Origin of the sequence: Mesorhizobium qingshengii (assembly GCF_027563465.1) — a bacterium.
Taxonomy (GTDB): Bacteria; Pseudomonadota; Alphaproteobacteria; order Rhizobiales; family Rhizobiaceae; genus Mesorhizobium; species Mesorhizobium qingshengii_A.
The window spans coordinates 110,033-123,378 of sequence record NZ_JAPFQA010000016.1 but is presented as its reverse complement, the minus strand read 5'-3'; the positions used below and the strand labels follow the sequence as shown (position 1 = coordinate 123,378).

Annotated in this window: 13 protein-coding genes; 7 read left to right on the top strand and 6 right to left on the bottom strand. The window is 63.7% G+C overall.

Going from position 1 to position 13,346, the window contains the following annotated elements:
• Positions 1-767: 767 nt before the first annotated feature.
• Complete coding sequence (locus OOJ09_RS26200) at positions 768-1,199, top strand: cupin domain-containing protein (RefSeq protein ID WP_269907967.1); 432 nt, start codon at positions 768-770, stop codon at positions 1,197-1,199.
• Between the two features lie 128 nt (positions 1,200-1,327).
• On the opposite strand, the gene OOJ09_RS26195 is transcribed toward OOJ09_RS26200, so the two are convergent.
• A complete protein-coding gene (locus OOJ09_RS26195) occupies positions 1,328-1,783 on the bottom strand; it encodes a carboxymuconolactone decarboxylase family protein (protein ID WP_269907966.1) in 456 nt (151 codons plus the stop codon).
• A 289-nt stretch (positions 1,784-2,072) separates the two neighbouring features.
• On the opposite strand from OOJ09_RS26195, the gene OOJ09_RS26190 reads away from it, so the two are divergent.
• The 3 genes from OOJ09_RS26190 to OOJ09_RS26180 all read left to right on the top strand — a co-directional run bounded on the left by OOJ09_RS26190 (position 2,073) and on the right by OOJ09_RS26180 (position 3,883).
• On the top strand, positions 2,073-2,831 hold the full coding sequence (locus OOJ09_RS26190) for a copper homeostasis protein CutC (protein ID WP_269907965.1): 759 nt from the start codon (positions 2,073-2,075) through the stop codon (positions 2,829-2,831).
• Positions 2,828-3,325 carry a GNAT family N-acetyltransferase gene (locus OOJ09_RS26185; protein WP_269907964.1) on the top strand — a complete coding sequence of 166 codons (498 nt, stop codon included), beginning with the start codon at positions 2,828-2,830 and terminating at the stop codon, positions 3,323-3,325. The genes OOJ09_RS26190 and OOJ09_RS26185 overlap by 4 nt, the downstream gene beginning before the upstream one ends.
• Before the next feature lie 69 nt (positions 3,326-3,394).
• Positions 3,395-3,883, top strand: coding sequence for an SRPBCC family protein (locus OOJ09_RS26180; protein ID WP_269907963.1), 489 nt, complete (start codon positions 3,395-3,397; stop codon positions 3,881-3,883).
• A gap of 15 nt (positions 3,884-3,898) precedes the next feature.
• Here OOJ09_RS26180 and OOJ09_RS26175 read toward each other — a convergent pair whose 3' ends face one another.
• From OOJ09_RS26175 to OOJ09_RS26160, 4 genes are all read right to left on the bottom strand, one after another.
• The gene (locus OOJ09_RS26175; RefSeq protein WP_269907962.1) at positions 3,899-4,921 is read right to left on the bottom strand and encodes an acyltransferase family protein; all 1,023 of its coding nucleotides are present in this window, start codon (positions 4,919-4,921) and stop codon (positions 3,899-3,901) included.
• Positions 4,922-5,201: 280 nt separating this feature from the next.
• Positions 5,202-5,999 (bottom strand): FAD binding domain-containing protein, encoded by a 798-nt coding sequence (locus tag OOJ09_RS26170; protein ID WP_269907961.1) that lies wholly within the window; start codon positions 5,997-5,999, stop codon positions 5,202-5,204.
• A gap of 12 nt (positions 6,000-6,011) precedes the next feature.
• Positions 6,012-8,363 carry a xanthine dehydrogenase family protein molybdopterin-binding subunit gene (locus OOJ09_RS26165; RefSeq protein WP_269907960.1) on the bottom strand — a complete coding sequence of 784 codons (2,352 nt, stop codon included), beginning with the start codon at positions 8,361-8,363 and terminating at the stop codon, positions 6,012-6,014.
• Between the two features lie 92 nt (positions 8,364-8,455).
• Complete coding sequence (locus OOJ09_RS26160; protein WP_269907959.1) at positions 8,456-8,944, bottom strand: (2Fe-2S)-binding protein; 489 nt, start codon at positions 8,942-8,944, stop codon at positions 8,456-8,458.
• Between the two features lie 265 nt (positions 8,945-9,209).
• Between OOJ09_RS26160 and OOJ09_RS26155 the strand changes: the two genes are divergently transcribed.
• Positions 9,210-10,394 (top strand): FIST signal transduction protein, encoded by a 1,185-nt coding sequence (locus OOJ09_RS26155; RefSeq protein ID WP_269907958.1) that lies wholly within the window; start codon positions 9,210-9,212, stop codon positions 10,392-10,394.
• A gap of 1 nt (position 10,395) precedes the next feature.
• Positions 10,396-11,736 carry a hybrid sensor histidine kinase/response regulator gene (locus OOJ09_RS26150; RefSeq protein ID WP_269907957.1) on the top strand — a complete coding sequence of 447 codons (1,341 nt, stop codon included), beginning with the start codon at positions 10,396-10,398 and terminating at the stop codon, positions 11,734-11,736.
• Between the two features lie 54 nt (positions 11,737-11,790).
• Here the strand turns inward: OOJ09_RS26150 and OOJ09_RS26145 are convergent, their stop codons facing one another.
• Positions 11,791-12,474 (bottom strand): response regulator, encoded by a 684-nt coding sequence (locus OOJ09_RS26145; protein WP_269907956.1) that lies wholly within the window; start codon positions 12,472-12,474, stop codon positions 11,791-11,793.
• Positions 12,475-12,649: 175 nt separating this feature from the next.
• Here OOJ09_RS26145 and OOJ09_RS26140 point away from each other — a divergent pair, with 175 nt between their 5' ends.
• Positions 12,650-13,345 (top strand): fumarylacetoacetate hydrolase family protein, encoded by a 696-nt coding sequence (locus OOJ09_RS26140; protein ID WP_269907955.1) that lies wholly within the window; start codon positions 12,650-12,652, stop codon positions 13,343-13,345.
• The last annotated feature ends 1 nt before the right edge of the window (position 13,346 follow it).

The following is a 13,346-nucleotide window of genomic DNA, read 5'->3' as shown; positions in this document are numbered from 1 at the left end:
ATCGGCTAATCTGGCGTGTCCTTTCGAGCGAGTGTCAGCTGCGTGATCGAGATGCCTTGCGGCGCGCGGTTTGCTTTGCCCTGTCGGATGGCGACAGTTCCGGCCAGAAGCGTCCAGCAGCCTCCAGCTTCCGCGATCACGCCATAACCCCGACCGTCCGAATAGGCCATGTGTGCGGGGCGGCGGACCTGACGGTTCGTCTGGCCGGTGTCACGTTGGCTCTCCAAGACGCGGCGCCGGCCTACCCGCGGCTTCCTGCCGCGAGGAAAGACACCGTTCCATTCATCGCGTGGCCGGCACCGGCCACCTACCCCTGTCATCGACTCACCCAATTTAAGTCAGCGCGCCGTGCTTGAAAGCGCAGCGATCTCTGTTACTTGCGGCGTGGGGTTAGTGCGTTTGGCTGGGTAAGAAAAATTGGCAACGGCTTTAGTGAATGCGGAATGCCCGCACTGTCATGGCAGCGGCAAGGTTTTTGACTGCTCCAGATGGGATGCGTCAAAGGGGCATTGCTGCCCGCAAGGAACCCATCAGACCGGTTGCCCAGGAAAGACGATCGCCTGCTTGGGATGTGCCGGCCTGGGGACGCTGGCAGAACCCAGGCTCAGTGCCGCGGCATAGCCCACGATCGGACAGCGGCAACCACCGAGCCCCGGCCTCCGGGGCGCGGCCGGACTAAGGACGCGGCCCGGCAGGCTTCTCGCCGCAGCCCGTATCTTGCGCGCGGAGGGCCTCCGCGCGATGCTGACACTGAGCTGGAGCGAATCATGCGAAAAATTCTGATGTCTGGGCTGCTGCTCGCGGCGGTCTTTTCCGCAAACCCGGCTTGGGCACTGGACAGCAGCGGCACACCCGTCATTGTCACACCGCTTGCGTCACGCACGACAACCGCTTCCGGCCAGCCGATCACGCTGCCGCGGGAAAACGTGCAGGTCCTGGTTTCGACCTATGACATCGCACCGGGCGCGACCTTGCCGGTGCACAGGCATCCCTTCCCCCGCTACGCCTATGTCGAGGCCGGGAGGCTGAAGGTCACCAATGTCGAGAGCGGCAACAGCAACACCTACAAGACGGGTGATTTCATCGTCGAAATGATCGGCCAGTGGCACCAGGCCACCAATATCGGCGACGGTCCCGTCAAGCTGCTGGTGATCGATCAGGTCGAGGAAGGCGCCAAGAATACGGAGTTGCGCCAGTAGCGGCCTGCCTCACGATCGCCGCCCGAAACCGATGTACCGAAGCAGCCGTCCCTCGGGACGAACTGAAGCCCACCGGCAAGGTGCAGGGCGATCGTTCCGGTGAGCACCGCCAGCGCCGCCCTGCCCCATTACCCCCAGGCGCCAACCATCTGTCGCGTCGTGGCGTTCAGCCGGTTGAAGGCGTTGATCAGGGCGATCTGGATGACCAGCGCGGCCAGCGCCTTTTCATCATAGTGCCGGGCGGCTTCGTCCCAGACATCGTCCGGCACCGCGTCCGGCCGGTCGGCGAGCCTTGTGCCGGCCTCGGCGAGCGCCAGGGCCGCCCGTTCGGCGTCGGTGAAGTAGGGCGTCTCCCGCCATGCCGCGAGGGCAAAGATGCGCTCGTCCTTTTCGCCGGCCTTCTTCAGTTCGCGCGCATGCATGTCGACGCAGGCGCTGCAGCTGTTGATCTGGCTGGCGCGCAGATGGATGAGCTTGCGCGTTACATAAGGCACTTCAGCCGCCTCGGTCGACTTGTCCAGCGCCAGCAGGGCCTGCAGGGAGCCGGGAAAGAGCGCTACCGGATTTTTGATCCTTGCTTGCATGGTCTTTTCCTTCTTGAAGCGTTTCGTCAGGGCACGTTTTGCCGAGCCCGGATGCCACGCATCCAGGCTTCTGAGTTTGATTCCGCCAGTTGGCCGGTCGCCGTTGGCGGCGTATCGTCCACGCGAAATCAATAACCAGTTGGCTATATGTGAATCAATAACGGAACGGTTATGGAAGTGTCAAGCGAGGAATTCGATACCTGGCCCAAGTGGCGGCGCGCTGTTCACGCTTTCGCGCCGACCTGCCCGATGCTAGGGCTGGCGCCGACATCATGGACTGGATCGCCCCTTGACCAAACAACCTCGCCTGCCGCTGATCGAAATCTGTGTCGAAGGGATCGACGGCCTTTTGGCGGCGCAGGCAGCCGGCGCCGACCGGGTCGAACTGTGCGCCAGCCTTGTCGAAGGCGGCATCACGCCGAGCCTCGGCACGGTGCGCGCCGCCCTCGACCAGGCGACCGTGCCATTTCACGTCATGGTGCGGCCGCGCGGCGGCGATTTTCTCTACAGCGACACCGAATATCGCTCGATGCTTGCCGATGTCGCCGCGCTGCGCGACCTCAGCGTGCCCGGCGTCGTATTTGGCTGCCTGAAAGCCGATGGCACAATCGACGAAGAGCGCATGAACGAGTTGACGAAGGCCGCCGGGCCTCTGAACGTCACCTGCCACCGTGCCTTCGACATGACGCGCGATCCAGCCGAGGCGCTCGAAGCGCTGATCCGCTGCAAGGTCGGCCGCGTGCTGACCAGCGGCCAGCGCGACACCGCCATCGAAGGCATCTCACTGTTGGCGGACCTGGTGCGACAGGCCGGCGACCGCATCGTTGTCCTCGGCTGCGGCGGGCTCGACCTTGGCAACATCGCCGAGGTGCGCAAAAGGACCGGATTGTCCGAAATGCATTTCGCCGCCCTCAAGGAGGTGCCGAGCGCCATGGATTACCGCAACCCCGACGTCGGCATGGGCGGCTCCGACCTCGACCGCGAGTATCGCAACACCTTGACCGACACGGACCTCGTGGCGGTGACGATCGCGGCAGCCAAGGCATGACCGCGACCCCTGCCGCGATCAGCCGTGTAGCGCCGGAAGACGAAGCGGCGATCCTGGCGCTCAACAACGAGCACGCAGCCGAACTGTCATGGCTGGAGCCGGAGCGGCTGTCCTACCTGCTCGGCGAGGCATTCTATGCGCGCCGCATCGGCGACCTCGAAGCCTTCATCATGACCTTCGATCAGGACGCCAGCTACGACAGTCCCAATTTCCTGTGGTTTTGCGAACGCTACCCGCGTTTCGTCTATGTCGACCGTGTCGTCGTCGCGGCGCAAGCGCGCGGCCGCGGGCATGCCCGCCGGCTCTACCAGGACCTGTTCGATCATGTCGCGGCCGCCGGCCACACGCTTGTCACCTGCGAGGTCAATATCGATCCGCCCAACCCGGCTTCGGATGCCTTTCACGCCGCCCTTGGCTTCGCCGAGGTCGGCGACGCCGTCATCCATGGCGGCAAGAAGGCGGTGCGCTACTACGTCAGGCAGATCGCCGCCTGACCCGCTGGTGCTGGCCACACAAAGAAGCTGAAGCTAATGTAGCTGTTTCCGCCAACCGGAGGAAACGCCATGCCAAGCAATGTCTTCCGTTTCGACGAAAGCTGGCACATCCCCGAGGGCACGCCGCTGGAAGTGTGGGAGGTGCTCTCGGATGCCGAACTGCTGCCGCTCTGGTGGGGTGACGTCTACAAGGAAGTGGTGCCGCTGGACAGGAAAGGCAAGGCGACCATCGGTTCGCGCGCAAGAGCACGGGCTCGCGGTGCCCTGCCCTATGAGCTGAACTTCATCATCGAGGCCGCGGAGCTCGAACCTAGCCGGCTGGTGGTGGTGAAGACCCACGGCGATTTCGACGGCCTGTGGCGGGCGGAATTGTCGCCGTCGGGCACCGGCACCCATGTCCAGCTGACCTGGCAGGTCACGGTCGAGAGACCCATCCTCAAATTCCTCGCGCCGCTGCTGCGGCCTGCCTTCGCCTGGAACCACCGCTGGACGACGCCGCGCGGCGAAGCCGGCCTGCGACGGTATCTTAGGGCGCGGAAAAACAGCGCCCCGGCCTGACGATGCCGGCGGTATTCACCAATTGCGGTTGAGCCATTCGCGTGCCGGCCGCTCGATGACGTAGTAGCTGCAGAGCGCGCAGGCAAAGGCGCCGGCCAGCATCGGCCATGGATTGCTGCCTTGCTCATAGACGAATTTGTAGAACGGCTGCTGCCACAGATACAGCGAATACGACCACAGCCCCAGCATCGTCATCGGCGATGAGGACAGCAATCCGGTCAGATAGCCGGTGTTGAAATCGAGCACGTTGACGGCGAGCGCCAGCAGCGGCACCGCCAGAAGATAGTGGATCGGCGTCGGCACCGGATCGAGGAACAGCACAACGGCGCCGACCGTTGCCGCCAGCGCCACGTGCGTGCCCATGAGCACCGCCGGCAGCCTGCCATCGGCCTTGAGCAGGCAGATCGATGCCGACAGCAGGATTGACGCGATGTGCACGTCGGTGCGCCAGTAGGTGGTCTCGTAGTCCAGATCGAACACCCAGTACGAGATCGCCCCGTTCGCCATGGCAAGCAGGGCCAGGGTCACCAGCAGGGGGATCACGCGGTTGCGCCTGGAGACGAGCGCGCTAATCAGCGCCAGGATGACATAGGCGTGCTCCTCGACGCAGAGTGACCAGATATGGTCCAGCGCCCCGGCCCGGGTAACGAGAATGCCGGCATAATTGTAGGTGAATGTCAGCGCTGTCAGTGCCGCCTTCCATTTGAAGGCGATGAATGTGCCGGAGAGCGCAATCATGGCAACGATGACGAACACCAGCAGAGCCGGATAGATGCGCGCGAAGCGGCGCTTGAAGAATTTCTTCAGCGGGTAGCGTTCGATGAAAAGGATCTCGGCCATCAGCCGGCCGCTGAGCACGAAGAAGAATTCGACGCCCAGCACCCCGAGATTGATTCCGGGAACGGGGAAAAAATGGCCGATCAGCACCAGGGCTATCGACAGGCCGCGCCAGCCGTCGAGATAGGCCAACCTTGTCCTGGCCGATCGGTCGGTGACGGTTAGGGACCGAACCATATGGGTTGCGGAAATGTCGGACATGCCGATCCTTTCGCATTGGTCACGCGAAAGGGTACGGCGGTAAGCTGTCCGAACCCGGCTCGCATTCCCGCCCTTGACCATATTGCAGTGCAATATCAGTTTGTGCAAGTGCGAGATTGCTGCTGGGCAGTTTCAGGGGCAGTAAGCGCCGGGGCTGCTTCAAACAAAAGAGGCCAGTGCGACAGCGATTCCTTCAGGAACTGGACGACTACAGCCGCCACATACGAAAGGGGCCGCGAAGGCCCCTTTCCATGTCGTGAAATGATGAACCGTTTTGTCGTCAGGCGTTGGCGGCAGCCACCGCGCGCTTGGCCATCACCGCGATCAGATTGGCGCGGTAGTCGGCCGAGGCGTGGATGTCGGTCATCAAATTCTTCGCCGGCACTTTCACGCCGTCGAGCGCGGCGGCGGCGAAATTCTTGGCAAGTGCTGCCTCGATTTCCTTCGAGCGGAAGACGCCGTCGTCGCCGGCGCCGGTGACGGCAACGCTGACGCCGTCCTTGCCCTTGGCCACGAACACGCCGACGATCGCGTAGCGCGATGCCGGGTTGCGGAACTTCTCGTAGGCAGCCTTGGCCGGCGCGGTGAAGCTTACCGCGGTGACGATCTCGCCGTCCTTCAAGGACGTCTCGAACAGGCCCTTGAAGAACTTGTCGGCGGCGATCTGGCGCTTGTTGGTGACGATGGTGGCGCCGAGCGCCAGCATCGCCGCCGGATAGTCGGCCGCCGGATCGTTGTTGGCGATCGAGCCGCCGATCGTCCCCCGGTGGCGCACCGCCGGATCGCCGATCAGCGACGCGAGATGGGCAAGCGCCGGGCAGGCCTTCTTCAGCTTCTCGTCCCGGGCGACATCATAATGCGTGGTGGCGGCGCCGATGGTGACGGTCTTGCCCGACACCTTGACGCCTTGCAACTCCTTGATCCGCGACAGGTCGACAAGATCGGAAGGCGCCGCAAGCCGCGTCTTCATGGCCGGGATCAGCGTCATGCCGCCCGACAGCAGCTTGGCGTCGCCGGTCTTGACGAGTTTGGCGGCATCCGTGACCGAGGCGGCGCGATGATAGTTGACCGAATACATGCTTCTTCCTCCTCAGTGTTTCGTCGTCGCGCGGATCGCTGCCCACACGGTGGACGGCGACGCCGGCATGGCGAGATCGTTGCTGCCGATGGCGTCGGTGATGGCGTTGATCACCGCCGGCGGCGAGCCAATGGCGCCGGCCTCGCCACAACCCTTGATGCCGAGCGGATTGCCCGGGCACGGCGTGTTCGAGGTCGAGACCTTGAACGACGGCAGGTCGCCGGCGCGCGGCATGGTGTAGTCCATGTAGCTCGCGGTCAAAAGCTGGCCGCCATTGTCATAATGGGCACCCTCGAGCAGAGCCTGACCGATGCCTTGCGCCAGTCCGCCATGCACCTGGCCTTCGACGATCATCGGGTTGATGATGTTGCCGAAATCGTCGGCGGCGACGAACTGGATGATCTCGGTGGTGCCGGTTTCCGGGTCGACCTCGACCTCGCAAATGTAGCAGCCGGCCGGGAAGGTAAAGTTCGACGGATCGTAGAACGCCGTCTCCTTCAACCCGGGCTCCATGCCGCCCGGCAGATTGTGGGCGGTATAGGCGGCGAGCGCCATCTGGAACCACGGCACGTTCTTGTCGGTGCCGGCCACCTTCAGCGCGCCGTTCTCGATGACGATGTCGCCCTCGTCGGCCTCGAGCAGGTGGGCGGCGATCTTCTTGGCCTTGGCCTCGACCTTGTCGAGCGCCTTGACGATCGCCGACATGCCGACCGCGCCCGAGCGTGAACCATAGGTGCCCATACCCATCTGCACCTTGTCGGTGTCGCCATGGACGATCGAGACCGAATCGAGCGGCACGCCAAAGCGCTCGTTGACCAGTTGCGCGAAGGTCGTTTCATGGCCCTGGCCGTGGCTGTGCGAGCCGGTCAGAACCTCGATCGTGCCGACCGCATTGACGCGAACCTCGGCACTTTCCCAAAGGCCGACACCGGCCCCAAGGCTGCCCACCGCCGCCGACGGCGCGATGCCGCAGGCCTCAATGTAGCAGCTCATGCCGATGCCGCGCAGCAGCCCCTTCTTGGCGGCGGCGGCCTTGCGCTTGGCAAAGCCGTCATAATCAGAGGCCTTCATGGCCGCGTCGAGCGACGCAGCGTAGTCGCCGGCGTCATAGCACATGATGACCGGCGTCTGGTGCGGGAACGAGGTGACGAAGTTCTTGCGCCGCAACTCCGCCGGCGAGACGCCGAACTGGCGCGCCGCGGTCTCCATCATGCGTTCCATGACGAAGGTCGCTTCCGGCCGCCCTGCCCCGCGATAGGCGTCGACTGGCGCGGTGTTGGTGTAGATCGCCTTCACATTGGCGTGGATGGCGGGGATGTTGTACTGGCCCGACAGCAGCGTCGCATAGAGATAGGTCGGCGTCGCCGACGAGAACAGCGACATGTAGGCGCCGAGATTGGCCTTGGTCTCGACCTTCAGGCCAAGAATCTTGTGGTCCTTGTCGAAGGCCATTTCGGCATGGGTGTGATGGTCGCGGCCATGCGCGTCGGTAAGGAAGCTCTCGGTGCGGTCGGCCACCCATTTGACCGGCACGCCGGTCTTCTTCGACGCCCAAAGGCAGACGATCTCTTCGGGGTAGATGTAGATCTTCGAGCCGAAGCCGCCGCCGACGTCGGGGGCTATGACGCGCAGCTTGTTTTCCGGCGCGACATTGTAGAAGGCGCTCATCACCAGCCGCGCGACATGCGGGTTCTGCGACGTCGTCCAGCAGGTGTAGTGGTCCTCCGCCTTGTCGTAATGGCCAAGGGCGGCGCGCGGCTCCATGGCGTTGGGAACCAGGCGATTGTTGATGATGTCCATCTTGACGACATGGGCCGCCTTCTGGAAGGCCGCCGCCGTCTCATCGGCGTTGCCGATGTCCCAGTCGAAGATCAGATTGTTGTCGGCCTCGGGATGAATCTGCGGCGCGCCCTTGTCCATCGCCTTCGAGGCGTCGACGACGGCCTTCAGCTCCTTGTAGGTGATCTCGACCGCCTCGGCCGCGTCACGCGCCTGGCCCTTGGTTTCGGCGACCACGATGACGATGGCATCGCCGACATAGCGCACCTTGTCGAAGGCCAGCGGCGACCACGCCCCCATCTTCATCGGCGAGCCATCCTTGGAGTGGATCATCCAGCCGCAGATGAGATTGCCGATACCGTCGGCTTTGAGCTCCTTGCCGGTCAGCACACCGATGACGCCGGGCATGCCTTGAGCCTTCTTGACGTCGATCTTCTTGATCTGCGCATGCGCGTGCGGGCTGCGCACGAAGGCCGCATGCTTCATGCCGGGAACCACCATGTCATCGACATAGCGGCCGGCGCCGGTGATGAACCTTTTGTCTTCCTTGCGCGCCACACGAGCGCCAACACCTTCAATGCCCATAGAAATCCTCCACCTGAGTTGCGCGGGACCGGAACGCCTGGACTTCGGGCGTCACGTCGATCCGCGACGTGCGAAAAACAAAGCCGCGTGGATTACGCGGCTTTCTTCTTTCCCTTGGACATCGTCTTCGATGCGGCGAGGATCGCCTTCACGATGTTGTGGTAGCCGGTGCAGCGGCAGATGTTGCCTTCGAGTTCGGCGCGCACCGTCGCCTCGTCGAGGCCTTCGGGGTGGCGGTTGATCATGTCGGTCGCCGTCATGATCATTCCCGGCGTGCAGAAGCCGCACTGGAGCCCATGATGCTCCTTGAACGCGGCCTGCACCGGATGCAGGTCGGCGCCATTGGCCAGGCCTTCGATCGTCACGATGGTCGAGCCGGAGGCCTGTATCGCGAGCATCGTGCAGGACTTGACCGCCTTGCCGTCGACATGCACGACGCAGGCACCGCATTGCGAGGTGTCGCAACCGACATGCGTGCCGGTAAGGCCGAGATTCTCCCGCAAGAAATGAACCAGCAGCGTTCGGTCCTCGGCAGCGCCGCTGACCCGCTTTCCGTTCACCATCAACGAAACGTCCGACATGAATCCTCCCTGGGTATAACCTTGGTCATCACGCTGCCGACGCGATGTTGGCGCTTGCGCCATGCGTTATTCGTACACCGCATAACGTACAAAAAACAGCACGTCGAAAACTCGGCTCATTGTACTTTCGGTCATGGCCGCGCAAAACGTGCAATCCGGTCGCCCCATTGCCAAAACGCCGATTGGAAGCAACAATATCCTTCGACGCCCGCGCGCCAGAAGCTTGTAAAAAACAGCCGCGCATAAAAAAACAGCGTCGGAGGAAATGCGGAGGACGCCGCTGGCCAGTTCACGGACCCGCTATGCATGCGGTCTGTCGGTGCTCACCTCGGACGAGCCCGACCCGAATGTCTTTGCACGCGCGGTGGCTATTGAGGCCGCCGCCATCGATGCCGGCTTTGCCCTGCTGTTCTTTTCCCAAAGCCTGGTCGAGGCCGGCGCCCTTTCCCAGGCATTCAGGACCCATGCGCCGGCGCTCCACCACGCCGGCTGCTCGACCGCCGGCGAGATCACGCCGCAAGGCCTCGAGGACGGCCACGTGCTCGCCATGCTGCTTCCCTCGGCGTCATTCACCGCGGTCAGCACGATGGTCGACGATCTGTCCTCCTCGGGCATGGACAGGATCACCGGTGAGGTCGAGGCGCTGAGGCGCCTGTTGCGTGGGCGCATCGGCCACGAGCAGACCAGGAACACGTTCGCGCTTTGCTTCATCGATGGGCTCTCCTATGCCGAGGAAGCAGTGAGTTCGGCCATCCACTGGGGTCTCGACGACATACCGCTGCTCGGCGGCTCGGCTGGCGATGACCTGAAATTCGAGACGACACGGCTGATCTCGAATGGCAGGGTCACCTCCGACAGCGCCATCATCGTGCTGATCGCCACGGAAATTCCCTTCCATGTCTTCAAGACCGACAACTTCGTTCCCACCGACGAAAAGCTGGTGGTGACGGCATCCGATCCCGATCACCGCATCGTGCGCGAGTTCAACGCCACCAACGCGGCGGAGGAATATGCCGCCTCTGTCGGTATCCTCCCGCAGACATTGACGCCGCTGAGCTTCGCCTCGCATCCGGTGGTGGTCAAGGTCGGCGGCGAATACTATTGCCGCTCGATCCAGAAGATGCACCCGGACGGCTCGCTGTCGTTCTTCTGCGCCATCGACGACGGCGTCGTGCTGTCGATCGCCCAGCCGATGGACATGGTCGAATCGACTCGCGCCGCGCTGCGGGATGTCGAGGACAGGCTTGGCGGCATCGACATGATCCTCGGCTTCGACTGCGTGCTGCGCCGGCTGGACGCACGCAACCGTCAGGTCTTCCGGGACATTTCGGAGCTCTACCGGGTCAACAATGTCATCGGCTTCGGCACCTATGGCGAACAGTACCGGTCCATGCATTTGAACCAGACTTTCACCGGCATCGCCTTTGGCGAACGCCAGGCGGCGGAATAAGATGCCGCTCAGGGACATCAATGACCTCGAGAGGCTGAAGAAGATCAACGCGGCGCTGGTCAGCCGCGTCGAGCGATCGATGGACCAGCAGGGCAACGCCTTCTCGCTGTTCCAGACCGCGATTTCGCTGGAAAATCGAGTGCGCACGCGCACCGAGGAATTGCACTCGACGCTGCGAAGGCTGGAACAGTCCAACATCGACCTCAGCGCCGCCAAGGAAAACGCCGAACTGGCGAACCTGTCCAAGACCCGCTTCCTCGCCGCCGCCAGCCACGACGTGCTGCAACCGCTGAACGCCGCCCACCTCTCCGTCTCGGCGCTTGCCGAAGTGCAGACCAGCGACGAGGGCAGGAAGTTGGTGCGGCAGGTCGAGCGCTCGCTGGAGACGATGGAGGACCTGCTGCGCACGCTTCTCGACATCTCCAAGCTCGATGCCGGCGTGGTGCAACCCGACATCGGCGACGTCAGCCTGGAGGCGCTGTTCTCGTCGCTGCGCTCGGATTTCCAGCCGGTGGCGGAACTGAAGGGGCTGTCGCTGAAGTTCCGGCCGGTCAATGCGGTGGTCCGCTCCGACCGCACGCTGCTGCGCCGCATCCTGCAGAACATTCTTTCCAACGCGCTGGGCTATACGCGCTCTGGCGGCGTGCTTGTCGGCACCAGGCATCGCGGCGACACCATCCGCATCGACGTCGCCGATACCGGTTGCGGCATTCCCGACGACCAGCGCGAGGCGGTGTTCGAGGAATTCCACCGCGGCACCTCGCCGGCCAATGCCGAACTGGACGGCGGTGGTCTTGGGCTCGGGCTCGCCATCGTGCGCCGCATGGCCAGCGCGCTCGGCCATCCCGTGACGTTTTCATCGAAGGTCGGGCGCGGCACCATCTTTCACATCGATGTTCCGGTCGGCATCGGCGCGCCCGCCGACGCCATTGCCAACCTCGCCGACATGGAGCGGCCGCGCGGCTACGGCCTGTTCGGCACAAAGGTGCTGCTGGTCGAGAACGATGCCGAGGTGCTGCAGGCCATGACATTCCTGCTCGAGCGCTGGCAATGCCTGGTGCGGGCCGCGACCTCGACCGACGATGCGCTCGACCTGCTTGGCGACACCGACTGGGTGCCAGACATCGTCATTGCCGACCAGCATCTCGACGGCGGCGATCTCGGCACCGCCACCATCGCCGAGGTCCGCGACTATCTCGGCCGCGCCGTGCCGGCGCTGATCGTCACCGCCGACAGCTCCGAAGCCGTCGCCAAGGCAGCGCGTGCGGGTGGCATCGAACTGATGCGCAAGCCGGTGAAGCCGGCGCAACTGCGCGCGCTGCTGGCGCATCTGCTGGCTTAGACCCTCGATCCTTCCCCCGTTGGAGCTGCGCGCAGCGTCGGGTGAGGTGAAAGATCAAAATCCCCCCTGGTCTCGAAACAGCTCCGCATTGTCCAGCTTCGAAACCTCGATGACAGCCTGCGTGCGGCTATAGACATTGAGCTTGCGCAGGATTTCGGAGACATGCGCCTTGACCGTGGTTTCGCCGACCTGCAACTCGTAGGCGATCTGCTTGTTGAGCAGGCCCTGGCGCAGCATCTGCAGCACGCGTAGCTGCTGCGGCGTCAGCGTGGACAGGCGCTGCACCATGTCGGCGCGGTCGGTGCTGTCGGCGTCCGGTGTGCGACCTTCATAGGTTTCCGGCACATAGATCGCGCCTTCCATCACCGAGCGGATGGCGGCGGCCAGGTCGCTCTTGCGCGCCGATTTCGGAATGAAGCCGGCGGCGCCGTAGGACAGCGCCTCGGAAATGATCTTCGGTTCCTCGTAGCCCGAGACGATGACCACGGGCAGGCGCGGATAGCGGGTCCTGAGCTGCAGCAGGCCATCAAATCCGTGCACGTCGGGCATGCTGAGGTCGAGCAGCGCAAGATCGAACGGCTTGGCGCCGGCCAGGAGCTCGAGCGCCTCGGTGATCGAGCGCGCCTCCACCGTGTCGACTTCCGGATAGGCCATCTGCACCGCGCTGTGCAGCGCCTCGCGAAACAGCGGGTGGTCGTCGATGATCAGGAACCGGGCGCGATCGTGGACTGCGGTCATGGGGTTCATTTCAGTTCAGAGGCGATTAGAATAGTCTCGCCAGCATGGCCAGATTATTGCCAAATAGTATATCGCCATCTCTTGGAAAGAGCCGGGGCCGGCGTTTCCGATGACAATCGCCTTGCCCGGCCATCCAAATGGGTCGAATGTTCCGGCAACCAAGCAGAGACCTTACATGACAGAGTTCGTCCTTCCCCCGCCAGCAATCGCATCGGTGGCCATCGCGGGTTCGCCAGAGCGTTTCGCGGTGCGCCGCATCTTCTGCGTCGGCCGCAACTATGCGGCGCATGCCCGCGAGTTCGGCAATGACGAGCGCGATCCGCCCTTCTTCTTCACCAAGCCGGCCGACGCCGTGGTCGATTCCGGCGCGACGATCCCCTACCCGCCCTTGACCGGCAGTTTGCATCACGAGATCGAACTGGTTGCCGCGATCGGCAAGCCGGGCTTCCGCATCGCCCGCGAGCAGGCGCTGGATCATGTCTGGGGCTACGGCGTCGGCATCGACCTCACCCGCCGCGATCTGCAGGACGAAGCCAAGAAAATGGCGCGGCCCTGGGACTGGTCGAAAGCGTTCGACCGTTCCGCCCCTTGCGGCCCGCTGATATCAGCAGCAAAATCTGGACATCCGCAAAAGGGCCGCATCTGGCTCGCCGTCAACGGCCAGGTCAGGCAGGACGCCGACCTCACCGAATTGATCTGGCCGATATCAGATATCGTCTCGATCTGCAGCGAGGCGGTGGAGCTGGAGCCCGGCGACCTGATCTTCACTGGCACGCCGGCCGGCGTCGGTGCGGTTCGTGCCGGCGACACGATGACTGGCGGCGTCGACGGCATCGGCACGATCGAAATCACCATCGGCCAGCCGAAGTGAA